At 66.5% G+C, this 23,214-nt stretch carries 18 protein-coding genes; 6 read left to right on the top strand and 12 right to left on the bottom strand.

Annotation, left to right across the window (positions count from 1 at the left end; translation table 11 throughout):
* Positions 1-63 precede the first annotated feature (63 nt).
* Positions 64-246, top strand: coding sequence for a BrnA antitoxin family protein (locus L2A60_RS13620; RefSeq protein WP_235704970.1), 183 nt, complete (start codon positions 64-66; stop codon positions 244-246).
* Positions 247-268: 22 nt separating this feature from the next.
* Here the strand turns inward: L2A60_RS13620 and L2A60_RS13615 are convergent, their stop codons facing one another.
* From L2A60_RS13615 to L2A60_RS13580, 8 genes are all read right to left on the bottom strand, one after another.
* Positions 269-1,024, bottom strand: coding sequence for an adenine nucleotide alpha hydrolase family protein (locus L2A60_RS13615; RefSeq protein ID WP_235704968.1), 756 nt, complete (start codon positions 1,022-1,024; stop codon positions 269-271).
* Positions 1,021-2,109: an electron transfer flavoprotein subunit alpha/FixB family protein gene (locus L2A60_RS13610; RefSeq protein ID WP_235704967.1), complete on the bottom strand. Its 1,089-nt coding sequence runs from the start codon at positions 2,107-2,109 to the stop codon at positions 1,021-1,023. The genes L2A60_RS13615 and L2A60_RS13610 overlap by 4 nt, the downstream gene beginning before the upstream one ends.
* On the bottom strand, positions 2,106-4,004 hold the full coding sequence (locus L2A60_RS13605) for a DUF3483 domain-containing protein (RefSeq protein WP_235704965.1): 1,899 nt from the start codon (positions 4,002-4,004) through the stop codon (positions 2,106-2,108). Before L2A60_RS13605 ends, L2A60_RS13610 begins: the two co-directional genes overlap by 4 nt.
* 6 nt (positions 4,005-4,010) lie before the next feature.
* Positions 4,011-6,050 carry an NADH:flavin oxidoreductase gene (locus L2A60_RS13600; RefSeq protein WP_235704964.1) on the bottom strand — a complete coding sequence of 680 codons (2,040 nt, stop codon included), beginning with the start codon at positions 6,048-6,050 and terminating at the stop codon, positions 4,011-4,013.
* Positions 6,047-7,069, bottom strand: coding sequence for a GlxA family transcriptional regulator (locus tag L2A60_RS13595; protein ID WP_235704963.1), 1,023 nt, complete (start codon positions 7,067-7,069; stop codon positions 6,047-6,049). The genes L2A60_RS13600 and L2A60_RS13595 overlap by 4 nt, the downstream gene beginning before the upstream one ends.
* A gap of 25 nt (positions 7,070-7,094) precedes the next feature.
* Positions 7,095-8,207, bottom strand: coding sequence for a hybrid-cluster NAD(P)-dependent oxidoreductase (locus tag L2A60_RS13590; RefSeq protein ID WP_235704962.1), 1,113 nt, complete (start codon positions 8,205-8,207; stop codon positions 7,095-7,097).
* Positions 8,204-9,463: an aromatic ring-hydroxylating oxygenase subunit alpha gene (locus L2A60_RS13585; protein ID WP_235704961.1), complete on the bottom strand. Its 1,260-nt coding sequence runs from the start codon at positions 9,461-9,463 to the stop codon at positions 8,204-8,206. Before L2A60_RS13585 ends, L2A60_RS13590 begins: the two co-directional genes overlap by 4 nt.
* Positions 9,464-9,627: 164 nt before the next feature.
* Positions 9,628-10,692: a GlxA family transcriptional regulator gene (locus L2A60_RS13580; RefSeq protein ID WP_235704960.1), complete on the bottom strand. Its 1,065-nt coding sequence runs from the start codon at positions 10,690-10,692 to the stop codon at positions 9,628-9,630.
* 294 nt (positions 10,693-10,986) lie between these two features.
* On the opposite strand from L2A60_RS13580, the gene L2A60_RS13575 reads away from it, so the two are divergent.
* Positions 10,987-12,387 carry an aldehyde dehydrogenase family protein gene (locus L2A60_RS13575; RefSeq protein WP_235704959.1) on the top strand — a complete coding sequence of 467 codons (1,401 nt, stop codon included), beginning with the start codon at positions 10,987-10,989 and terminating at the stop codon, positions 12,385-12,387.
* A gap of 44 nt (positions 12,388-12,431) precedes the next feature.
* On the opposite strand, the gene L2A60_RS13570 is transcribed toward L2A60_RS13575, so the two are convergent.
* The 4 genes from L2A60_RS13570 to qhpR all read right to left on the bottom strand — a co-directional run bounded on the left by L2A60_RS13570 (position 12,432) and on the right by qhpR (position 17,028).
* Positions 12,432-12,806, bottom strand: coding sequence for a nuclear transport factor 2 family protein (locus L2A60_RS13570; RefSeq protein WP_235704958.1), 375 nt, complete (start codon positions 12,804-12,806; stop codon positions 12,432-12,434).
* A gap of 120 nt (positions 12,807-12,926) precedes the next feature.
* Entirely contained in the window at positions 12,927-14,369 is a 1,443-nt protein-coding gene (locus tag L2A60_RS13565) for a gamma-aminobutyraldehyde dehydrogenase (RefSeq protein WP_235704956.1), read from the bottom strand.
* 2 nt (positions 14,370-14,371) lie between these two features.
* On the bottom strand, positions 14,372-15,922 hold the full coding sequence (locus tag L2A60_RS13560) for an amino acid permease (RefSeq protein ID WP_235704955.1): 1,551 nt from the start codon (positions 15,920-15,922) through the stop codon (positions 14,372-14,374).
* Between the two features lie 2 nt (positions 15,923-15,924).
* Complete coding sequence (gene qhpR / locus L2A60_RS13555) at positions 15,925-17,028, bottom strand: AraC-like transcriptional regulator QhpR (protein WP_235704954.1); 1,104 nt, start codon at positions 17,026-17,028, stop codon at positions 15,925-15,927.
* Positions 17,029-17,230: 202 nt separating this feature from the next.
* On the opposite strand from qhpR, the gene L2A60_RS13550 reads away from it, so the two are divergent.
* The 4 genes from L2A60_RS13550 to L2A60_RS13535 are packed head-to-tail and all read left to right on the top strand — an operon-like array spanning position 17,231 to position 23,174.
* Positions 17,231-18,613, top strand: a complete 1,383-nt coding sequence (locus L2A60_RS13550) for a glutamine synthetase family protein (protein ID WP_235704953.1) — start codon at positions 17,231-17,233, stop codon at positions 18,611-18,613.
* A 7-nt stretch (positions 18,614-18,620) separates the two neighbouring features.
* A complete protein-coding gene (locus tag L2A60_RS13545) occupies positions 18,621-19,790 on the top strand; it encodes an iron-containing alcohol dehydrogenase (protein ID WP_235704952.1) in 1,170 nt (389 codons plus the stop codon).
* A 20-nt stretch (positions 19,791-19,810) separates the two neighbouring features.
* On the top strand, positions 19,811-20,713 hold the full coding sequence (locus L2A60_RS13540) for a choline/ethanolamine kinase family protein (RefSeq protein ID WP_235704951.1): 903 nt from the start codon (positions 19,811-19,813) through the stop codon (positions 20,711-20,713).
* Between the two features lie 16 nt (positions 20,714-20,729).
* Complete coding sequence (locus tag L2A60_RS13535; protein ID WP_235704950.1) at positions 20,730-23,174, top strand: GcvT family protein; 2,445 nt, start codon at positions 20,730-20,732, stop codon at positions 23,172-23,174.
* Positions 23,175-23,214: the final 40 nt, after the last annotated feature.

The raw sequence follows: 23,214 nt of genomic DNA, 5'->3' as shown, positions 1-23,214 counted from the left end.
ACGCCCGTTATTTCCAGACCATGCGGTCCAATCCGCTCCATCATAAGTATCCACCTCCCGTAAGTGGACACCTATTCCCAGCAGCCCGCCACCCGGCCTAGGTGCGCCGAAATTCGCGCTTACGAACAACCGACCAAGATTGCAGTCAGCGTGCGCTTCGATCGCGATCTGGTGGAGAAGCTGCGTGCGAGCGGACGCGGCTGGCAACAGCGCGTCAACGAGGCGGTCCGCAAGGCGATCGGATAAGCCATATATCGTGCACCCAGATTCATGATCTTGCGCGAAATGCCGTGAGATAGTCCAGGATCGCCGCCGCCGCGTCGGCCGGATCGGGGTCGATCATCAAGGTTCCGCCGACCGACTTCGTCTCGGTCGCCGCGCGCAGCCGCTGTTCTGCCGAACCACCGGCGGCGCCGTCGCCGATCAGCCTGGGACGCGGCCGATAGGGCCGGTTCTCGAACCCGATCGCCTGGGCCGGCACGCACAGCCCCGGCTTTTCATCGATCCGGCCGGCAAGACGCTCGCGATACACGAAGGGGCGCTCTGGCGGTGCGGCTTGGTGGACCGTGACGAGCGCTGGCGTGCGAAGACTAAGGCGCCGCCGTGCGCCGCGCGGCAGCGACTGGACGACCGAGAGAGTGTCGTCAGCCTCCCGCGCAATCGCGACCGCATCGGCGGCGATCGGCAGATCGCAGGCGCGGGCGAGACGATAGGGTAGCAGCCCGGTATCGGCGCCGCCCTGGCCGCGTCGCCCGGCGAGAATGAGATCTGGCGCGATGGCCGCGATCTCGGCGGCGAGCGCGGGGATGGGATCGTCGTCCGGGCCGATCGCGAGCACGGCGATCGTGGCGAGGCCGTGACCGAGACAGTCGGCGATCGCCTTGTCCGCCGCTCCGGCGTGGAGCCCCCCGACGATGCAGCCGAGCCGGCGGCCGAGTGCTATCGCCTGAAGCTCAGCGCGCACCGGCATCGGCGCGCCCGAGTTCGGGTGCCGCCCGGCGGACAGCAGAACCACCGCCTTCATCGCCGCGACTCCAGGGCATCGAGCAGAGCCGGCATGATCGCCTGCGCATCGGCGACGATCGCGAGTTCGGCGCGGGCGATCATCGCGGCGTGCAGATCGGTGTTCACCGCGATCACGTGTTCGACCTGGCCGATTCCCTGCAGATGCTGCGGCGCGCCCGAGATGCCGAAGGCGACGTAGCAATCGGCATTGAGCACGGTGCCCGAAGCGCCGACCTGCAATCTGCGCGGCAGATGCCCCGCGTCGCACACCACGCGGCTGGCGCCCGGTGTCGCGCCGAGCGCGAGGGCGAGTTCGAGAAAGCCGGCGAAATCGGTGACGCCGTTACCGGCGGCGATGACCAGGGCGGCCTCGTCGAGCGGGATGTCCGCCGCATCGACGGCAACCCGCTCGGCATTGAGAATACAGCGCGATTCGGGGTTCGGGACTGGCGCATCGAGCGGTGCCGCGTCGTGCGGGGATCCGCGATAGGGCGCGATCATGTCGGGCGCGATCGTCATCAGCCGTGACGGCGCGGCCCGCCATTCAAGGCGGCGCGCCGTGGCCGGACGGATCGCGACGCGGGCCGACAGGTTTTCGACCGAGTCGAACAGCGGCTCGTCGAGCAAGGCGGCAACCCGGCGGGCGAGATCGCCGCCATCGGCGCTTTCGGGAAACAGCACGTGGCGCGGTCGGTGGTGCGCGATCGCGGCGGCGATCGCGGCCGCCACGCCCTCGGGGTCGTAGGAGACGTTGCGCGCGCCCGGCAGCGTCCGGTCGGCGCCGAGCGCCCCGACATCCTCGTCCGTGTGCGGCGCCACCAGCACGACGGCGGCTTGATTGCCGCCATCCAGCAGCCGCGCCGCGCCGAGCACCTGGCGGTCGTGCCGGGTCAGCGTTCCGCCCGGCACGTCGGCGACCGCGAAGACGAGATACGCGGGATCGGCGATCGCGATGCGGCGCGGTGGGGTTTCGGCGATGGCGGAAGGAGCCGGATCCGCACGAAGTCCATCGCCGCGATGCGCCCGGTCGATCCGCAGGCGCGGCCGGGTCGCGACGGTCACGGCGAGCAGCGCGGCGCGCGGATCGCGGCGAATCCGGCTCATATGGATAGCATCGCGTGAGCCGGCGCCGCGTCGCCCGGCAGAATCAGCGAATCGTGCACCAGTTCGGCGATGTCGCGGATGGCGGGGCGCGGCTCGACCACGCCTTCGAGCATCGCGGTGCAGCCGGGGCAGGCGACCGCGACGGTTGATGCGCCGGTAGCACGCGCCTGCTCGATCCGCAGATCGGGAATGCGGCGCTTGCCCGGAATATCGGTGACCGGCGCGCCGCCGCCGCCGCCGCAGCAGAATGAATTCCGGCCGTGCCGCGCCATTTCGACCGCATTGCCGGTGAGCCGGGCGAGGATGCGGCGCGGCGCCTCGGTCTCGCCGTTGTAGCGGCCGAGATAGCAGGGATCGTGATAGGTGATCGCGTCATCGCCGCGCGGCGCGAGGCTGATCCGGCCCGCGCCGATCAATTCGTCGATCAGCGCGGTGTGGTGTTCGACCCGGAAAACCCCGCCATAGGCCGGGTATTCCTGACGCAGCACATGCAGCGCGTGTGGATCGGCGGTGACGATCCGTACGAACCGCCGCGTCTTCAGCGTTTCGATATTCGCGCGGGCGAGCTGGGCGAAAATCGCCTCGTCGCCGAGGCGGCGGGCAAGGTCGCCGCAATCCTGTTCGGCAGCGCCAAGCACAGCGAAATCGACGCAGGCGGCACGAAGAATCTCGATGAGCGCGCGCAAGGTGCGGCCGTAGCGGCGGTCGAAGGCGCCATCGCCGAGCCAGAGCAGCACATCGGCCGAACCGCCGGCTTCGAGCACCGGAATATCGAGCCCGGCGGCGAAATCGAGCCGTCCGGCCGGGTCATACCCGCCCGGATTGCCGGCGTAGCGGAGTTCGGTCAGTGCAGGCGCGGCCTTGCCAGGGGCTGCGCCCAGCGAAAGCGTCTGATGCCGGCGAAGATCGATCACCGCATCGACATGCTCGATCATCATCGGACAGGCGGCGACGCAGGCGCGGCAGGTGGTGCAGGACCAGATTGTTTCGGGGTGGATCGTGCCGAGGATGGTTCCGGCTGCCGCATCTTCGATGCCGGGATGCGGACTGCCGGCATAGGCGGGAGGATCGTCCGGGCGCATCGCGGCGCAAAAATCCTGGATCAGCGCTTTCGGGTTGAGCGGCTGTTCGGCGGCGAAGGCCGGACAGGCCGCCTCGCAGCGGCCGCACTGGATGCAGGAATCAAAGCCAAGCAGCCGATTCCAGGCGAAGTCCTCGATCCGCGCAACACCGAATGACTCGGGATCATCGAGCGGGACCGGCGCGAGGCCGCTTGCCGGCATTCCCGCGAAGCGCTCCGGCCGTGGGTGGGCCGCGAGATGCAGCGCGCCGGCGATCGCGTGGCGCATCGGGCCGGTCGGGATCTGTGCGACCAGCATGATCCCGCCGATCGCGGCAAGCACCAGCCCGATCGCGCCAAGCGCATCGACGCGCGCGAGAATGCCGATCGCGCCGATCAGCCCGCCCGCCGCGTAGGTGGAGAGCCAGAGCGGCAGTGTGGTGAAGCTGCCGCCCGAGAGATTGGCCGGACGCGCCGGCCGGCGACGCCGCGCGACCAGCACGGCTCCAGCGACCGCAATGGCGAAAGCGATGGCCACGAGCAGCCAATAAACAAAACTCGCGCGGAACCGCGGCACGATGCCGAGCAGGAGCAGAACCGTGCCGGCGAGCAGCCCGCCGGCGATCGCCATGTGCATCCGCGCCGCCTCGGGCTTGCGCGCGACGACCGCGTGGACATCGACGAAATACCGGCGCGGTACGGCGGCGAGACCCGCTAGCCAGTCGATGTTTGCGGCCGCGCCGCGCCGCCACAGCGACGCGAGACGCAGGATCTGGATCGCCAGAAACCCGAGCAGACCCCAGGCGAGCACGATTAGGAGACTGCCCGGTGCCATCGCGCGTCAGAAATCCTTGCACAGACGCAGCGCGTCGTAGATCGCGGCGTGGATGTTGCGCCCCGCCGCTGCGTCGCCGATCCGGTAGAGCGCGAAACCGGGCTGGTTCAGGTGCGGCTGGCGGTGTCCCGCGATCAGCGCGGCGATATCGATCTGGCCGCGATTCGAGGATTGTTCCTTGAGCGCGTGATACGTCGCATCGACCGGCAGCGTGCCGAAATCGACGACGACATGATCGACCGCGCGTTCTTCCTCGATCAGGCTCATCGTGTTCTTGAGCACCGCGACCAGCCGGTTGTCCTCGCGCCGGACCTCCAGCAGGTCGAGATTCGCCGTCATGATGACGCCGAGTTTGTACAGCTCGCGCAGATGCACCGGCTGGTTCGTGGTGCCGACCTCCTCCGCCGCCATCCGGTCCGGGGTGACCAGTTCGACCAGCGCGCCGCGCCGCGCGAGATATTCGGCGCATGAGGCGCCGTTATGCTGGCCCATGCCGTCATAGAGCAGCACCGAACCGGCAAGCTCCATCCCTCCCCGCAGCACGTCGGCGGTGGTGACGACGAGATCGGCACCCGTCATGAAGCCGGGATTTGGCCGGCCGCCGGACGCGACGATGACGATATCGGGGTCCTCGGCGAGCACCGCAGCGCCGGTCGCCTCGGTCGCGAGCCGGATATCGACGCCGCGTTTTCTGACCTGATCCGCGAGCCAGCGCGGAATGCCCGACAGCGCCTCGCGCCAGCCGGCCCTGGCGGCGATATTGATCTGGCCGCCGAGGCTCGGTTCCCGCTCGAACAGCACGACCGCATGGCCGCGTTCGGCACAGACGCGCGCGGCTTCTAGCCCCGCCGGCCCGCCGCCGATCACGACGACGCGCCGCTTATGGTCCGACGTCGCGATCACGTGCGGCATCGTCGCCTCGCGCCCGGTCGCGGCGTTCTGGATGCACAGCGCATCCGCGCCGGTGTAGATCCGGTCGATGCAGTAGCCGGCGCCGACGCATTGGCGGATATCGTCCTCGCGCCCTTCCGAGAGTTTCCTGACCAGATGCGGATCGGCGATGTGCGCCCTGGTCATCGCCACCATGTCGATATGGCCTTCGGCGACGGCGCGCGCCGCCGTTGCGAGATCGGTGATGCGCTGGGCGTGAAACACCGGCACATCGACCTCGCGCTTGACCGCGCTCGCGAGATAGAGAAAGGGTGCGACCGGAAACGCCATGTTCGGCAGCGAAATCGCGTGGGCGAGATGGTCGCGCGCCTGCCCGCCCATCACGTTGACGAAATCGATCAGGCCGCGCTTCGCGTGCTCCACCGCGATCGCGACGCAATCCTCGTGGCTGAGCCCCTCGGCGAGCAATTCGTCGCCCGACATGCGCATGCCGATGACGAATTTTCCCTCCGTCGCCTTGCGCATCGCTTCGAGAACTTCAAAACCGAGGCGCATCCGATCCAGCAGCGATCCGCCATAGCCGTCGGTCCGCTGATTGACCGACGGCGACCAGAACTGATCGATCAGATGGCCGTGCGCCGCCGAGATTTCACAGCCGTCGAGCCCGCCTTCCTGGGCGCGGCGCGCGGCTTCGGCGAAATCGGCGATCACCCGGTCGATATCCTCCTTCTCCATCTCGCGCGGGATCGAGCGGCTCGCCGGCTCGCGCCGGGGCGAAGCGGAGACCGTCGGCAGCCAGTTCTCGGTATCCCAGCGGGTTCGCCGTCCCATATGGGTGAGCTGGATCATCAGCTTTGCGCCATGGCGGTGGATGCGCTCGGCGAATTGCCGGAAATAGGGGATGACCGTGTCGTCAGCGACCGAAATCTGGTTCCAGGGCGCGGCGGGGCTGTCGGGCGAGACCGAGGACGAGCCGCCGAACATGGTCAGCCCGATGCCGCCTTTCGCTTTTTCCTCATGATAGAGCTGATAACGCTCCTGCGGCTTGCCGTCGCGCCCATAGCCCGGCGCGTGGCTCGTGCTCATCACCCGGTTGCGGATCGTGACGTTGCCGATTTTGAGCGGCCTGAACAGGGCATCAGCGTTGGCGATCATGCGGGCGACCTCGCGGGGTGGGATGAGGGGCGCTGGCCGGAAGCAAACGACGGCAGCGCGGACATCGCCCGAAGGTGACGCTCGGCACTCGGCGAATAGCCGAAATGGGCGCGGTAGGCGCTGGAGAAATAGGCGCTCGACGTGAAGCCGCAGGCCAGCGCCACTTCGGTCACCGGCATCCGCATCTGCTGGAGCATGATCTGAGCGCGCTTGAGCCGGAGTTCCTTGGCGAAGGCGCCGGGGCTTTCATGGAGATAGGTGCGGAACAGGCGCTGCAACTGGCGGAGCGAGATACCGAGCGCATCCGCGACATCCTGCATCGGCTGCTTCTCGGTAAGCTGATCCTCGATCAACCTGATCGCCTGGGTGAGCAGCGGCTGGTTCGGCACGATCCGGTCGTTCTCGCTGATCGGCTGACGCTCGCCGCTGGCGCGGATGCGATCGAGGATGAAGGTCACCGAGACATGTTCGGCAATGACCCGGCCCAGCTTCGCCTCGATCAGGAACAGCATCATGTCGAGCGGACCGACGCCTCCCGTACAGGTCAGCCGATCCCGGTCGAGCACGAAGAGTTCGTTGGCGAGTTCGACCTCGGGGAATTCCTCGCGGATCGACGTGACATCCTCCCAGTGCACCGCACAACGATAGCCATCGAGCAGCCCGGCCTCGGCGAGGGCGAAAGTGCCGGTGCACAAGGCGCCCAGCGGCGTGCCGTGCCGCGCGATCCAGCGCAGCGCGGCGAGATGCGGCTTGCCGACGACGCTGCGGACATCCACGCCGCCGCAGACGAAGACGATGTCGGGCAATGCCGCGGGATCGAGCGCGCTGGTGGGCGCGATCATCATGCCGTTGCTCGCGGCAACCGGCGTATCGTCCAGACCGAGCAGGCTCCAGGTATAGACGGTGCGGCCGACGCAGCGATTCGCCATGCGGCATGCCTCGATCGCGTTGGTGACCGCGATCATCGAATAGTCGGGTAGCGTCAGAAAGCCGAAATGGGAAAGTTCAGCGGGGTTCATGGTGCGGCGTCCGCGCTCTCCCCGGTCAACGCTCGATCACGAGATCGGTGAGCGGTTTGGAACAGCAGATCAGGATCATGCCCTGATCGATTTCGCGCTGGCGGATGCCGCCCTGGTGGTGCATCTCGACCTTGCCGGAGATCAGCCGGCTCTTGCAGGTGCCGCACAGCCCCTTGGTGCAGGAAGACGGCAGGCGCAGCCCTTCCAGCCGCGCCGCCTCCAGAACGTGGCGGTCGGCGGGCACCCTGATCGTGCGCCGGCTTTTGATGAATTCGACGCTGAAGGCGGCGCCGGTCGCGGCATCCGCCACGGCGGCCATCGATGCCGCAGCGACAGCCGGTTCCGCTTCGGCCAGCGTGCCGAAATCGAAACTCTCCTCGTGATAGCGACTCATGTCGAAACCAAGCGCGTCCAGGCCGCCGCGAACCGCCCGCATGAACGGCTCGGGTCCGCAATCGAAGACTTCGCGGTCCATCAGGTCCGGCGCGATCAGCGCCAGCATCGGCGCATTCACCCGGCCGCGCATCCCGCCCCAGCGTTCATGCGGCGAATCGGTTTCGCACACCTGCACCACCCGAAGCCGCGGCATATGGTGTGCCATCAGGTCCAGTTCGCGGCGGAAGATGATATCGGCCGGGCTGCGCGCGAAATGCACGAACAGGATGTCGGCGTCGTGGCCGAGATCGTGATGCGCGCGCGCCATCGACATCAGCGGCGTGATTCCCGAGCCGCCGGACAGGAACAGATATTTTTCCGCCGGATGCGCGACGAAGCTGAAATCGCCGAGCGGCCCCACCGCGCGCACCCTGCTGCCGGGCCGCATCGTCGCGTGCAGCCAGGGCGAGACGACGCCGCCCGGCTTGCGCTTCACCGTAATCGTGATCTGGTGCGGCCGGGTCGGGGTCGCGGCGATCGTGTAGCAGCGGTTCACCCGCGCGCCGTCGATCAAGAAGTCGAAGGTCAGGAACTGGCCCGGCCAGTAGAAAAACCGGCTCGGCCGCTGCGCCGTGAACATGAAGGTCCTGACATCGTCGGTCTCGTCGCGGATGCCGACGCAGCAAAGCTCCTCCTCGGCCTCCGAATCCCAGAACGGCAAGCCGTTCGCGCGCGCCTCGATGAAAATCCCGGCAGGATTCATGGACCGAAAAACGCGGCGAGGCGCTTGATGTACCAGGCGACGAAATCCTCGACCTGACCCTCGGTCTGCGGCGAATAGGGGCCGGGGATATAGCCGGCGCTCGACGCCCCCGCATGGGCAAGCCCGACCAGCTTGCCATCCTGAAGATTGGTTTCGCGCCACACCTGAATCAGGTTTTCGAGGTCGTAATCCTTGCCCTCGACCGCATCCTTGTGGACCAGCCATTTGGTGCGCAGCAGGGTGCGACCGGGCTCGAGCGGCAGCACCGCGAAGCTGACGATGTGGTCGCTCATGAGATGGTGCCAGGAATTCGGCTGGGTATGGAACGACAGATCGCCCAGACGTTTTTCCATGATATTACCGAGCAGCCTGGCGCAGGCAACCTTGGTGTCCAGCGTCTGCGACTCGCCGTCCTTGTCCATCGGCAATCGGCCGATCCGGTAGCCCGAGATCATGTTCTGAAGATTGCCGGTCTCTTCCGAGGGAAAGCCGCAGCCGTTCCACTTCGCGCCGAGTTCGGCGACCATGGTGTCGTAATGCTCGCGCTGGGCGACGCGGCCCGGCTCGTCCTCGTTCGCATCGAAGCCGAAGCCGTATTCGAAGATTGAGGCGGTCAGCTCGGGATGGTTGAGAGCGCAATGATAGCACTCCCGGTTGTTCTCCATCGTGAGCTTCCAGTTGCCCTCCTCGATCAGGTCGATCTGGTGGGCGACCTTGCAATTCGCGATGTCGTGCGGGGCGATATAAGGTGCCGCGATGCGGGCCATCTCGTCGAAATCGGCGGGCGGATCGTCGGCGAGGCAGACGAACAGCAGCCCGGCGAGCGAGCGGAGATGGACTTTCCTGAGACCGTGGCACGCGGGATCGAAATCCGCGTTCATGTGCTCGGCATGCAGGAGCTGACCGTCGAGCCCATAGGTCCAGGAATGATAGGGGCAGACGAGGCGGCCGACCGAGGTTTTTTCCTCCGACACCAGCCTTGCCGCACGATGCCGGCAGACATTGTGCAGCGCATGGATCGCGCCGTCGTCGTCACGGCAGATCAGGATCGAATTGTCGCCGATCTTCAGTGTCATCACGTCGCCGGGCTCGGCGATATCGGGTTCGACACCGACGAAGATCCAATGCCTGCCGAAAATCAGGTCGAGATCGGCGCGGAACACCGCCGGGTCGGTATAGAATGGGGCGTCAAGCATGTGCCCAGGGCGCCGGTCGGCGATCAACTGGCGGATGGCAGGAAACGCGACATCGAGCATGACTCTGACTTTCGAAAATAACGAAGCCGACAGCGCCGGATTATGCGCCTTGCAATGGCGGTATCTTTAGATTTTGCGACATTTCCCGGCGAGAATTTCACCATGCACAATCATGGCTGATATTCGAAAATCGAATGGCTGTAGCGATTCCGTCGAACGCCGCATCAATAGGTGCGCGCGCCCGCCCATTCGGCCGTCGGAGCTTCCCCGGCGGCCAGAACCTTCAGCATGCTCGGGGCGATCGGTGTTCCGCTCGAACCGGGCTGCAGCCCGAGCCGTGCGTGAGACGGCGAAAGCCCGTGCAGCGACTTGAACTGGCGGGAAAAATGCGCGCAGTCGGAGAAACCGGCATCGAGCGCGATATCGGTCACCGAGCGCGACGTATTCTCCAGCAGCCAGCGCGCATAGCGGAGCCTGAGGACGCGATAGAGGTTGGAGGGCCGATGGCCGAGCGTCGCATCGAACAAACGTTCGAGCTGCCGGGTCGAGAGGCCGAGCTTGTGCGCGATCGCGGCGATCGGCAGCGGATTGGCGAGATTCTGCTCCATCATCAGCAGCGCGCGGCGGATTCGATCGTCCGTGACGTCGTGCGCCATCGGCGGATGGGGCTGCACCGCTTCCGTCCCGCGCATCTGGGTCAGCAGCAGCACCTGGTGCGGCTTCTGGGCGAGCCGGCTGCCGAGATGCCGTTCGACCAATGAAGCGGCGAGATCCGCGGCGCCGGCACCGCCCGCACAGGTGATCCGGTCGCCGTCGATCTCGAAAAACCGATCGCCGATCACCGCGTGGTCTGGAAATTCCCGCCGGAAATCCTGGTAATGCAGCCAGCTCACGCAGACCCGGCGGCCTTCCATCAACCCGGCGCGGCACAGCACGAAACTGCCGGTGCAAATCCCGATCAGCGGCACCCTGGCCTCGGCGGCCCGGTGCAGATAGGCATGGATCCAAGAGCTGGCCGGCTTGCTGTTGTGCAGAACACCGCCGACCACCACGACATAGTCGAACTGCCCAGGCTCCACCGGCTCGCTGGTCGGCACGATCTGAACGCCGCAGCTCGCCCGGATCGGTGCCGCCGCTTCGGCCATGATCGTCCAGCGGCAATGGATCGGCCGGGAAAAATCCGATTCATCGGCCGCGAGACGGAGCGTGTCGACGAACAGGGAAAACGCCGAAAGGGTGAAATTGTCGGTCAGTAATATACCGACCGAAAGCGGTTTGGGATCTTTCAAGCCTGAAGAAGGTCTTGATGAGGCATTCACGATCGGTCTCCGCGCAGATCCGCACCTGTAGCGAACGCGTCCAGGGATGTCCGGTCCAGTGGAATGACGCGGTCATCTCCTCCGTGCCGGTCCCGCCGACCGGGCTGATCGCGTTGGCTCGGTCGCGAAACTACGCGATTGTCGCGGTTTTGTCATCTTCATCTTCGGTATGGCCCCGGCGCGCCATGCCGCGATCTTGCAACGCAAAGTCATTGATCCGCCCGCCGGATCGGTGAACACTCGCCCGAGATCAGGAGCAGCATCATGCACGGCGCAACCGGAACCCACAGCATCATCTCCCCGGCGGACGGCCGTGTCGTCGCGGTTCGCCCCCTCGCCGATCGCGCCGCGATCGACCGCGCGCTCGATCGCGCGGTCGTCGCCCAGCGCCTGTGGCGCGGCGTGACGCTCGCCGAGCGGATGGCGATCTCTGCGCGCTTCGTCGATGCCTTCGCAGCTTCGGGCGAGGCGATCGCCGCCGAGCTGACCGCGCAGATGGGCCGCCCGATCGGCCAGACTCCCGGCGAGATCAGGGGTTTCGCCGATCGTGGCCGGGCGATGATCGCGCTGGCCGAGGAGGCGCTGACGCCGGTTCGCCCGGAGCCGATCGCGGGATTCGAGCGCTTCGTGCGGCGCGAGCCGCTCGGCGTGGTCTACGTGATCGGCGCCTGGAACTATCCCTATCTCATCACGGTCAACAGTGTGGTTCCCGCCCTGCTCGCCGGCAACGCCGTCGTGCTGAAACAGGCGCCGCAGACCCTGCTCTGCGCGGAGCGCTTCGCCGAGGCGTTCGCCGAGGCCGGCTTGCCCGAGGGGGTGTTTCAGTATCTCCATATGTCGAACGAGAATGCGGAGGCGGTGATCGGTGACCGGCGCGTCGATTTCATCGCCTTCACCGGATCGGTCGCGACCGGCCATCGCGTCGTGCAGGCGGCATCGCACCGCTTTGCCGGCGTCGGGCTGGAACTCGGCGGCAAGGATCCCGCCTATGTAAGGCGCGACGCCGATCTCGATCACGCCGTCGCCAATCTGGTCGATGGCGCGTTCTTCAATTCCGGCCAGTCCTGCTGCGCGATCGAGCGGATTTATGTCGATGCCGCGATCCATGACGCGTTCGTCGAACGCTTCGCGGCGCTGACCAGGCAGTACCGGCTCGGCAACCCGCTCGATGCCGAAACCACGCTCGGCCCGCTGGTCGATGCGCGCGCGGCGGATTTCGTGCGCGGCCAGATCGCCGAGGCGACCGCGCGCGGCGCCCGCGCGTTGATCGATGAGAAGGCGTTCGCGGCGAGCGTCCCCGGCACGCCCTATCTCGCGCCGCAGGTGCTGATCGGCGTCGATCACGAAATGGACGTGATGCGGCGCGAAAGTTTCGGCCCCGTCGTCGGCATCATGAAAGTGGCGTCGGACCGGGAGGCGCTCGCCTTGATGAACGACAGCCCCTACGGCCTGACCGCCTCGCTCTGGACCCAGGATGTCGAGGCCGCGCGCAGCCTCGGCGATGCGATCGACACCGGCACCGTCTTCATGAATCGCTGCGACTACCTCGATCCGCTGCTCGCCTGGGTCGGCGCCAAGGAGTCGGGTCGCGGCTGCACCCTCTCGCGCATCGGCTTCGAGCACCTGACCCGCCCGAAATCGTTTCACCTCCGCACCGCGGCGTAAAGCCGGGGCGCGCCGAGCGCGCCCCGGCTTTAAGCGATCGCGCTCTACCGGTTTTTGGGGACTCGCTGGGCCGGATCATAGAAGAACGTCTCCTCGACGACGCGCTCGCCCGACCAGCGCTGATAGGCGATTTCTTCCATGTTGGTGACCGATCCGTCCAGCCATTCGAAATGGAAAATCCAGCGGATGACGACATGATCGCCATTCACGAGTACCGGGCGGACACATTTCGAAGTTAGCGATTTTGCCCTGGCGAGAACCATGCGCTCATTGGCGATATGAGCATCGCGCCCGACCCGCGGTATCGCTTGATTCTCCTGCATCGAGGCGGTTTCGGCATAGAATTCTTCCAGCGCCTCGACATGGGCGTTCGCTTCGACGCGGGCGATGAATCTTTCAAGCGTATCGGTCGTGGGCATGACTGTCTCCGGCTGATGAAGTCCCTGCGGGCCGCGCTCGCGATTCCGCTCAAAGCCACGCCACCCTACCACCCTCCAGTTGCGGAACGCAAAAACCTCAGCCCGACCCACAACCCAAAATCAGTCCAGCTTCACCATGACATGACGCACCACGGTGTAATCCTCCAGCGCGTAGAGCGAGAGATCCTTGCCGTATCCCGAGCGTTTCAGCCCGCCATGCGGCATTTCGTTGGCCAGCATGAAATGGCAGTTCACCCAGGTCGCGCCGTAGCGCAGCGACGTCGCCACCCGCATCGCCCGCCCGACATCGCGGGTCCAGACCGAGGAGGCGAGGCCGTAATCGGAGTCGTTGGCCCATTCGATCGCGGCATCGGTATCGGTGAACCGCGTGACCGAAACCACCGGGCCGAACACCTCGTTGCGGACGATCTCGTCCTGCTGGGTGGCGCCGGCGATCACCGTCGGTTCGTAATAGAATCCTGTCCCGGCGGCATCGCGCCCGCCCGCCAGCAGTTCGATATGCGGCGCCTCCGCCGCACGGGCGACGAAACCGCCGATCCGCTCGCGATGACGCGCGGAAATCACCGGGCCGAGATCATTCTCCGCGTCGTCCGCCCGGTCATAGCGCAATCCGCCGACCGCCGAGGCCAGATCGGCGACGAACCGGTCGTAGACCCGCGCATCGGCATAGACCCGGCACGCCGCCGTGCAATCCTGCCCGGCATTGTAGTAGCCGAAATCGCGCACCGCGCCGACCACCGCATCGATATCTGCGTCGTCGAACACGATCACCGGCGCCTTGCCGCCGAGTTCGAGATGGGTACGCTTGATCGTGGCGGAGGCGGCCTGCAGCACGCGCTGCCCAGTGGCGATCGAGCCGGTCAGCGAGACCATCGCGATGCGGGGATCGTCGATCAGGTGCTGGCCGGTGGAATGGCCGTGGCCGATAATCACGTTCAGCACGCCTTCGGGGAAAATCTCGGCGGCGAATTCGGCGAGTTTCAGCGCGGTGAGCGGGGTAAGTTCCGACGGCTTGATGACGATTGTATTGCCGGCGGCGAGCGCCGGAGCGATCTTCCAGGCCGCCATCATTAGCGGATAGTTCCACGGCGCGATTTGCGCCACCGGGCCGATCGGGTCGCGCCTTATCATCGAGGTATGGCCGGGCAGATACTCGCCCGCCGCACTGCCCGGCAGGCAGCGCGCGGCGCCGGCGAAGAAGCGGAAACAATCGACAATCGCGGGGATTTCATCGCGCAGCACGGCGGGATAGGGCTTGCCGCAGTTCAGCGCCTCTAGCCGCGCGAACGCCTCCGCTTCCGTCTCGATCCGGTCGGCGAGGCGGAGCAGCATCCCCGACCGTTCGCCCGGAGCAAGTCGCGCGAAACCGTCGAAGGCGCGCGCGGCTTCGCCCACCGCGCGTTCGACCTGGCCGTCATCCGCCTCCGCGAGGTCGATGGTTTTTGCTCCGGTGCGCGGGTTAAGCACCGGCAGCGCCGCGCCGCCGCCGGCCTCGAACCGGCCGCCGATCAACATTCGGGACGCCAGATCGGATCGGGTCATCGTCAGTCAGCCGCGCCCTGTTGCACCGCCTGTTCCTCCGCCTCGATCTCGGCCATCCGCGCCTCGATCGCCTCGCGGCTGACCGGCGGGCCGGGGAAGCGCGTGCGGGCGACGCCGAACCACAGAACCACCATCAGCACGACCAGCCCGATCCCGTAGGAAATCAGGATGTTGTTGGGCGGCTGGATGCCGATATAGATCAGCACCAGAACCCCGAGAATCGTCAGCACGGCGAAGGGTTTCGACAATGCGCCGAGCCGGAACGGGCCGAACTCGGTCCAGGTCTTGCCCTCGGCGAACAGCCCGGCGGCGACCGGCATCGCGTAGGAGATATAGAGGAACATCGCGCAGCCGGCGGCAAGTGCGGCGAAGGCCGGCGAATAGAGAGTCGCCGCGATCGACAGCACGACGGTCAGCCAGATCGCGCCAACCGGCGAGCGATGGTTCGCGCTGACCTGCCGCCAGATTTTATGGCCGGGCAGACCGCCATCGCGCGAGAAGGCGAAGACCATCCGCGAGGTGGAGGTGACCCCGGCGAGCGCGCAGAGATAGTTGGAGACGACGATGCCGACATACAGCAGGTATTTCACCGGCAGCGCCACCGGCAGGTTGTCGAGCAGATCGAAGAACACGTTGCCGCCCTGCGCCGCCGCCTTGTGCAGGCTCGGCATCGCCAGGAGAATCGCCACCTCCATCAGCAGACCGAACGCGAACGACCAGAATATCGCGTGGATGATGCCGCGCGGCACGCTGCGCCGTGCGTTCATCGTTTCTTCCGAGGTATGCGCCGCACCGTCGAACCCGGTGATTGTATAGAGCGGCAGCAGCAGCCCGAGCAGGAACAGATAGAACAGGCTGTGGCTCGGCGGCAGCACGTTGCCGCCCGGCTTGCCGGAGAAATTGATGAACGTGACGAGGCGCGAGAAATCGTAATGTTGGGCTCCCACCAGCAACGCGATGGTCAGGACGATGGCGATGAAAAAGATCAGATAGCCGGAAAAATCGATCAGCTTCGTCGTGGTGCGGATGCCCATGTGATTGAACATCCCCTGGCTGACCGTGATCAGCACGACCGCGATGAACTGCTGCCACAACCCCCAATGGGAGGTGTCGATGTGAAAGATGTTGCCGAGGATCAGGCTGGTGAACAGATCGTAGGCGCCGACATTGACCGAGGCGACGACGAAGATCAGCCCGAGCAGATTGACCAGAGCGGTCGCCCAGCCCCAGCCGCGCCCGCCGAGAATCGACGACCAGTGATACAACGCGCCGGCCGTCGGGTAGGCGGAGGCGATCTGCGCCATCGAAACGCCGACGATCAGCGCGAACACCGATCCCACGATCCAGCCGATGAACACGCCGCCCGGCCCGGTCGCGGAAAATCCGGCCTGGAACGAGGTGATGCCGCCGGCGAGGATGCAAATGATCGAAAATGCGACGGCGAAATTGGAAAACCCGCTCATCCGCCGCGCAAGCTCCTGGGCATAGCCCATCTTGTGCAGCGTCGCGGTATCCTCGGCGAGAATTCTTGCCTTGTCGGAGTCGGTGGACATGTTCAAGCTCCCATGATGACGGATCGAGCCGTGTGCGCCGGAGTTTGCGTCCCGGTCTGGTTGTTCGGTTTGGATGTCGCGATCCTGCGGCGCACCGCGTCGGGCGATGCGCCGTGCAGGCGCCGGCAAGCGCGCGAGAAGGCGCTAACCTCGGAATAGCCGAGCAGTTCCGCGATGGCGGCGATCGAGGGATAGGGCTCGGCGAGATAGATCAGGCTCAACCGCGCGCGCACCCGGTCGACGCAATCGGAAAACGTGATCCCGTGCTCGCCGAGCCGGCGCTGCAGCGTCCAGCGCGGAATGCCGATCCGATCGGCGACGGGATCGATCCCCGGCGCGCCTTCGGGCAGGATACGCCTGATTTCGCTCAGCACGCGTGGCAGGATATCGGCCCCATCCGCCCGCCCGCCGATCCGGCGCAGATCCTCGGCAAGGGCGGCGAACCGGGCCGGGTCGCGCGCCGGCATCGGCCGGTTGAGCCCATCGGCACGGAAACTGATCGCATTGGTCGGCGCGCTGAAATAGGGCGGCGCGCCGAAGGCGGTTCGATAGGCATGTGCCTGCTCGGGCGCGGGGTGCTCGAACCACACCTCCTCGAATTCCACCCGTGGCCCGAACACCCGGCGCAGCAGATTGGCGAACATGCCCATGGTGAGGTCGGCATCCTGCCGGCGCGCCCAGATTTCGGGGTCGACGATCCGGTATTCCAGGCGCATGAGCCCGCCGTCGCGGACCAGCCTGGCCTCGGTGTTCTGCTGATGGTGGATGAAATGCTTGGCGAAAGCGGCAAGTCCGGTGCCGATATCCGGGGCGGCCAGCGCCAGTTCGCCGATCAGCCCAAGATGGTCCGCCTGGAATTGCTGGCCGAACCACAGGCCGAACTGCGCGTTCCCGCTGCGCCGTGCAGCGTTTTCCATCATCGCGACATAGCGGGCCAGCGACACGGCGGCGTGGGGATTTTCCAGATCGCGCGCGTCGAATCCGGCCTCGCCCAGCACCCGGTCGGGGTCCGCGCCGCACGCACGGATGAATTCGGCGACTCCGCACGCCGCCGCGGCCAATACGTGGCTGCCTTGGGGCGACAAGACGGAGGATGAATGCGCCATGAACCTCCCGTATGATGATGACGCGCGATGCCGATCGCATACCACGCGCCTCGTCGCGAGTGTGACAAATTCCCGCTCCGATCCCTTGACATTTGAGCACAATCGCACGGCGCGGCGCCATTCGGGATTGTCATGCGAAGTCAAGGCAGACACACTGGCCCATGCCATTATGCGCACCGAAGCGCACGCGGGAGACAACGCCATGGATCATGCCTCATCCGAATCGAAAACACCGCCGTCAGGCCGGCTCGATCTCGCCGCCTTGCGCGCGCTCGCCGCCGAAGGCGCGATCGACACCGTCATCATGGCCGCACCCGACATGCAAGGGCGGTTGCAGGGCAAGCGGGTGATGCCGCGCTTCTTCTCCGACTCGGTCGTCGCCGATGCATCCGAAGGCTGCAATTACCTGCTCGCCGTCGATGTCGAGATGACGCCGGTTGCCGGCTACGATTTCGCATCCTGGGATCGCGGCTACGGCGATTTTGTGTTTCGCCCGGACATCGCGACGTTGCGCCGCGCCGCCTGGCAGGAGGGTGCGGCGATCCTGCTGTGCGACATCGCCCTGCATGACGGCTCGCTCGCGCCGATCGCGCCGCGCAGCATCCTGAAACATCAGATCGGCCGCCTCGCCGAAGCGGGATTCTCCGCTTATGCCGCGACCGAGCTGGAATTCCTGCTGTTCCGCAACTCCTACGAGGAATGCATGAGGCGGGGCTACCGCAATCTCGATCCCGCCAATCTCTACAATGTCGATTACTCGATACTTGGCACCGCCAAGGTCGAACCGGTGATCCGCAAAATCCGCAATGCGCTCGAAGCCTCCGGCATCCAGGTCGAGAACTCGAAGGGTGAATGCAATCTCGGCCAGCACGAGATCAATTTCGCCTACGGGCCGGTGCTCGACTGCGCCGACGGCCACGTCCTCTACAAGGAAGCGGCCAAGGAGATCGCCGGCGAAGAAAACTGCGCGATCAGCTTCATGGCGAAATTCAACGAGCGCGAGGGCAATTCCTGCCACATCCATCTCAGCCTGCGCGACCGGGAAAACCGGGCCGTTTTCGCCGAATCCGATGGCCATTCCAGGCTGTTCGGCCATTTCATCGCCGGGCTCGCCGCCCACGCCGCCGAATTGTCGATCCTGTTCGCTCCTAACATAAACTCCTATAAGCGTTATGCGGTCGGCAGCTTCGCGCCGACCGGCCTGGTCTGGGGGCATGACAACCGGACCTGCGCCTTTCGCGTGCTCGGCCATGGCAAGTCGCTCCGGGTGGAAAACCGGCTGCCGGGCGGCGACGTTAACCCCTATCTCGCCCTCGCCGGCATGATCGCCGCCGGGCTCGACGGCATCGCGCGGGAATTGCCGCCCGCCGGCGCCCATACCGGCAATGCCTATCACGGCGATCTGCCGCGCGTGCCGCGAACCCTCGCCGATGCGCTTTCGCTCTGGCGCAACAGCGACTTCGCGCGCGTCGCCTTCGGCGACCAGATGGTCGCGCATTACGCCCGCATGGCCGAGGTGGAAATCGAAACCTTCGGCGCCGCGGTGACCGACTGGGAACGAGTGCGCGGCTTCGAGCGGATGTGAGGACGGAATGACCATGATGCAGGGAAACTGGCGCTTTCCGACCGAGGTTCTGGCCGGGCCCGGACGGATCGGCGACCTCGCCAGCCGCGCGCACGATCTCGGCGTGAAGCGCGCGCTGATCGTTTCAGACGCGCAGGTGGCGCAACTGCCGTTTTTCGCCCCGCTTGCCACGTCGTTGAGCACCGAAGGCATCGCCACCGCGACCTTCACCGGCACCCATCCCGATCCGCTGGAAAGCGACATCACCGCCGGCCTCGCCGCGTTTCGCGCCCATGACGCGGACCTGGTCGTTGCCATCGGCGGCGGCAGCGCGCTCGATTGCGGCAAGACCATCGCGCTCGCGGCGGCAACGTCGCGCCGGTTGTGGGATTTCGAGATCACTTTGGCTACGCCCGCGCTCGACCGGGCAATGGTGCCGATTTTCGCGGTGCCGACCACAGCGGGCACCGGCTCGGAAGTCGGCCGTGCCTCGGTGATCACCGACGAAGCGGCGGCGCGCAAGGTCATTCTGCTCCACCCCGCCATGCTGCCCCGCCTTGTCGTGCTCGATCCCGAACTCACTTTCGGTCTGCCCGCGAAACTGACCGCCTGGACCGGGATGGACGCGCTCGCCCATAATCTCGAAGCCTATTGCGTCGATGCCTGGCACCCGATGGCCGACGGCATCGCGATCGAGGGGATGCGCCTGATCCGCGCGGCGCTGCCGGCGGCGACCCAGACCGGAACCGATCTCGCCGCGCGGGGCCAAATGCTCGCCGCCGCCTCGATGGGCGCCACCGCGTTCCAGAAAGGCCTCGGCGCGATCCATTCGCTGAGCCACCCGATCGGCGCGCATTGCCACGCCCATCACGGCCTGACCAACGCGGTGCTGATGCCCTATGTGCTGGAGTTCAACCGCCCCGCCATCGAGGATCGCATCGCCCATGTCGCGCGGTGTCTCGGCATCGCTGGCGGGTTCGACGGATTCCGCGGCTGGGTGATCGCGCTACGCGCGCGGCTCGGCATCCCCGACACCATCGCAGCACTCGGCGTCACCGAAGCCATGCTCGACCGGCTCGCCGATGAAGCCTTTCGCGACCCGAACACGCCGGACAATCCGCGCAAGGCGGATGCCGGCGCGATGCGCCGCATTCTGGTCGCGGCGCTTTCCGGCCGGCTCGACGGGCTGGCGCGATAGGGGCATTCGCGGCATCCTGCATGACCGATCCTCAAGCCGATATCGACGCGACGATCGCCAGTCTGCCCTGCTGGACCGGCAGAATCGCGATTGCGCCGCTCGAAGGTGGGATCACCAACCGTAATTATTTGGTCACCGCGCGCGGCGAACGCTTCGTCGTCCGTTTCGGCACCGACAACCCGACGCACGGCATCTGGCGCGTCAACGAGCTTGCTGCCGCGCGCGCGGGTTTTGCCGCCGGCATTTCCCCGGAAGTGGTTCATGCGGCACCGGGCGTCATGGTCTCGCGCTTCATTGCGGGGCGCACGCTGGCGGCAGCGGATTTCACCGACCCCGCGATGCTGCGCGCGGCCATCGCCCTGCTCCGGCGCTGCCACGCGGCGATGGCGGCGCATCTCGACATTCCCGCCGTGCTGTTCTGGGTGTTCCACGTCAACCGCGCCTATCTGCGCCGGCTGCGGAGCGGCGCCTGCCGGATCGCGGACCGGCTCGATGGGTTCGCCGCGCTGAACACCGAACTCGAACGCCGCACCGGCCCGGTGACACTCGCCTTCTGCCACAACGATCTGCTGGCGGCGAACTGGATCGACGATGGGGCGCGGCTCTGGCTGATCGACTGGGATTATGGCGGGTTCAACACGCCGCTGTTCGATCTCGCCAATCTCGCCGCCAATGCCAGTCTCGCACCGGATACGGTGCTTGCCGCCCTGGCCGATTACGACGGCGCGCAACCCGACAAGGCGCGATCCGACGCTTTCGCCGCGCTGATCGCCGCGTCGCTGCTGCGCGAATTGCTGTGGAGCGCGGTCTCCGAGCAGGACCCGCCGACCGACTTCGACTACGCGGCCTATACCGAAACCTATGCGCGGCGACTGGCCGAAGCCCTCGCCGGGCTCGGCATCGCCGAACCCGGCACGGTATGACGGAGCCCGGACGGCAATGAGCGAATTCCCCACGACGGCGCGCGCGGTCATCATCGGCGGCGGCATCGTCGGCACCTCGACGGCCTATCATCTGGCGCGGCTCGGCTGGCGGGATACCGTCCTGCTGGAACGCCACAAGCTCACCTCGGGCAGCACCTTCCACGCCGCCGGGCTGGTCGGCCAGTTGCGCAGCAACGCCAATATCACTCAGCTCCTTGGCCAATCCGTGGCGCTCTATGCCGGGCTCGAAGCGGAAACCGGGCTTGCCACCGGCTGGAAGCAGAATGGCGGCCTGCGCCTCGCCTGCACCGAGGCGCGCTGGACCGAACTGAAGCGCCAGGCGACCACCGCGCGCTCCTTTGGGCTCCCGATGCACCTCCTCGACCCCGCCGAAGCCAAAGCGCTCTGGCCGCTGATGGATGTTACCGACGTGATCGGTGCCGCCTTTCTGCCGAGCGACGGTCAGGCCAACCCATCGGACATCACCCAGTCGCTCGCCAAAGGCGCGCGGATGGCGGGAGCGCGCATCATCGAGAATACCGAAGCCACCGGGATCGATGTCGTCCAGGGCCGCGCCGTCGCGGTGCGAACCGCGCAGGGGCGCATCGCCTGCGAGACCGTCATCGTCTGCGCCGGTCAATGGACGCGCGATCTGTGCGAAACGATCGACGTCTCGGTGCCGCTGGTTTCGGTCCAGCATCAATACATCGTGACCGAGCAGATCGCCGGCGTCGCCCCGACCCTGCCGACGCTGCGCGACCCCGACCGGCTCACCTATTACAAGGAGGAGGTCGGTGGCCTGGTGATGGGCGGCTACGAGCCGAACCCGATTCCCTGGGCGGTCGACGGGATTCCCGAAGGCTTCAATTTTCAACTGCTGAATTCCGATTGGGACCATTTTCAGCCGATCATGGAACTGGCGATCGGGCGGGTGCCCGCGCTGGAAACCGCCGGGGTGAAAACGCTGCTGAACGGACCGGAGAGCTTTACCCCCGACGGGAATTTCATTCTCGGCGCGGCACCCGAACTCGCCGGGCTGTTCGTCGGCGCCGGGTTCAACGCATTCGGCATCGCGGCCGGCGGCGGGGCGGGCAAGGCGCTCGCCGAATGGGTCGCCGGCGGCGAGCCGCCCTATGATCTCTGGCCGGTCGATATCCGCCGGTTCGGCCGCCCGCATCGCGATGTCGGCTGGGTCCGCGCCCGCACCCTGGAGGCCTATGCGCGGCATTACGCGATCGCCTGGCCCCATGAGGAGTATCACTGCGCCCGCAAGCTGCGCCGCTCGCCACTCTACCCGATTTTGCGCGACGCCGGCGCGTGCTTCGGCGAGAAGCTCGGCTGGGAGCGGCCGAACTGGTTCGCCATTGCCGGCGAACCGCCCGAGGACGTACCGAGCTTCGGCCGGCCCAATTGGTTTTCCGCGGTCGCCAGCGAGCATCGCGCGACGCGGGAGGCAGTCGCGCTGTTCGACCAGTCCTCCTTCGCGAAATTCGAGATGACCGGGCGGGACGCCGAAGCTGCCTTGTCATATATTTGCGCCAACGATGTGCGTATCCCGCCGGGCCGGCTCGTCTATACCCAGATGCTGAACGCACACGGCGGCATCGAGTGCGACCTCACCGTCGCGCGGCTGGGACCGGAGCGGTTCTACATCGTCACCGGCACCGGCTTCGCGACCCGCGATTTCGACTGGATCGCCCGGCACATCCCGTCCGGCGCCGACGCGACGCTGCACGACGTGACCTCCGGCTTCACGACGCTCAGCCTGATGGGGCCGCGCGCGCGGGACGTGCTGTCGGCTATAACGCGCGATGACGTGTCGAATGACGCGTTTCGGTTCGGCGCCGCGCGCGTCCTTCATGTCGCCGGCGCTCCGGTGCGCGCCATGCGCGTCACCTATGTCGGCGAGCTGGGCTGGGAGATGCACGTCCCCACGGAATTCGCCGTGACGGTCTACGAGGCGCTCATGGCGGCCGGCGCGCGGTTCGGCATCGTCAACGCCGGCTATCGGACGATCGAATCGCTGCGGCTGGAAAAATTCTATCGCGCTTGGGGCGCGGATATCGGCCCGGATCACACGCCGCTCGAAGCCGGGCTCGGCTGGGCGGTGAAGGACCGCACTTGCGTCGCCTTCCTCGGCGACGCGGCGATCCGCGCGCAGCGCGCCGGTGTGCTCCGCAAGCGGCTGTGCGGCTTCACCGTGGACGATCCGTCGATCGTGCTGATCGGGCGGGAGACGATCTATCGCGATGGCGAGCCGGTCGGCTGGCTGTCGAGCGGCGGGTTCGGCCACACTGTCGGCGTGCCGATCGGCTATGGCTATGTCCGCCATCATGATGGCGTGACCGACCGAGTCCTGCACAACGGAACCTATGCGCTGGACATCGCGACGCAACAGGTGCCCTGCCGCCTGCATCTCGCGCCGCTCTACGACCCCGCGATGGCGCGAGTGAAAGCGTGATGCCGTAAGCCCGGCGGACGTCGGCGGCATCACGCACGGA

The organism is Acidiphilium iwatense, from assembly GCF_021556475.1.
Classification (GTDB): Bacteria; Pseudomonadota; Alphaproteobacteria; order Acetobacterales; family Acetobacteraceae; genus Acidiphilium; species Acidiphilium iwatense.
This window is presented reverse-complemented; position numbering and strand designations above follow the sequence as displayed.

Coding starts and splice junctions, on each gene's coding strand:
- L2A60_RS13615 (WP_235704968.1), bottom strand. CDS start 1,024: ATGAAGGCGGTGGTTCTGCTGTCCGCCGGGCGGCACCCGAACTCGGGC.
- L2A60_RS13610 (WP_235704967.1), bottom strand. CDS start 2,109: ATGAGCCGGATTCGCCGCGATCCGCGCGCCGCGCTGCTCGCCGTGACC.
- L2A60_RS13605 (WP_235704965.1), bottom strand. CDS start 4,004: ATGGCACCGGGCAGTCTCCTAATCGTGCTCGCCTGGGGTCTGCTCGGG.
- L2A60_RS13600 (WP_235704964.1), bottom strand. CDS start 6,050: ATGATCGCCAACGCTGATGCCCTGTTCAGGCCGCTCAAAATCGGCAAC.
- L2A60_RS13595 (WP_235704963.1), bottom strand. CDS start 7,069: ATGAACCCCGCTGAACTTTCCCATTTCGGCTTTCTGACGCTACCCGAC.
- L2A60_RS13590 (WP_235704962.1), bottom strand. CDS start 8,207: ATGAATCCTGCCGGGATTTTCATCGAGGCGCGCGCGAACGGCTTGCCG.
- L2A60_RS13585 (WP_235704961.1), bottom strand. CDS start 9,463: ATGCTCGATGTCGCGTTTCCTGCCATCCGCCAGTTGATCGCCGACCGG.
- L2A60_RS13575 (WP_235704959.1), top strand. CDS start 10,987: ATGCACGGCGCAACCGGAACCCACAGCATCATCTCCCCGGCGGACGGC.
- L2A60_RS13570 (WP_235704958.1), bottom strand. CDS start 12,806: ATGCCCACGACCGATACGCTTGAAAGATTCATCGCCCGCGTCGAAGCG.
- L2A60_RS13565 (WP_235704956.1), bottom strand. CDS start 14,369: ATGACCCGATCCGATCTGGCGTCCCGAATGTTGATCGGCGGCCGGTTC.
- L2A60_RS13560 (WP_235704955.1), bottom strand. CDS start 15,922: ATGTCCACCGACTCCGACAAGGCAAGAATTCTCGCCGAGGATACCGCG.
- qhpR (WP_235704954.1), bottom strand. CDS start 17,028: ATGGCGCATTCATCCTCCGTCTTGTCGCCCCAAGGCAGCCACGTATTG.
- L2A60_RS13550 (WP_235704953.1), top strand. CDS start 17,231: ATGGATCATGCCTCATCCGAATCGAAAACACCGCCGTCAGGCCGGCTC.
- L2A60_RS13545 (WP_235704952.1), top strand. CDS start 18,621: ATGACCATGATGCAGGGAAACTGGCGCTTTCCGACCGAGGTTCTGGCC.
- L2A60_RS13540 (WP_235704951.1), top strand. CDS start 19,811: ATGACCGATCCTCAAGCCGATATCGACGCGACGATCGCCAGTCTGCCC.
- L2A60_RS13535 (WP_235704950.1), top strand. CDS start 20,730: ATGAGCGAATTCCCCACGACGGCGCGCGCGGTCATCATCGGCGGCGGC.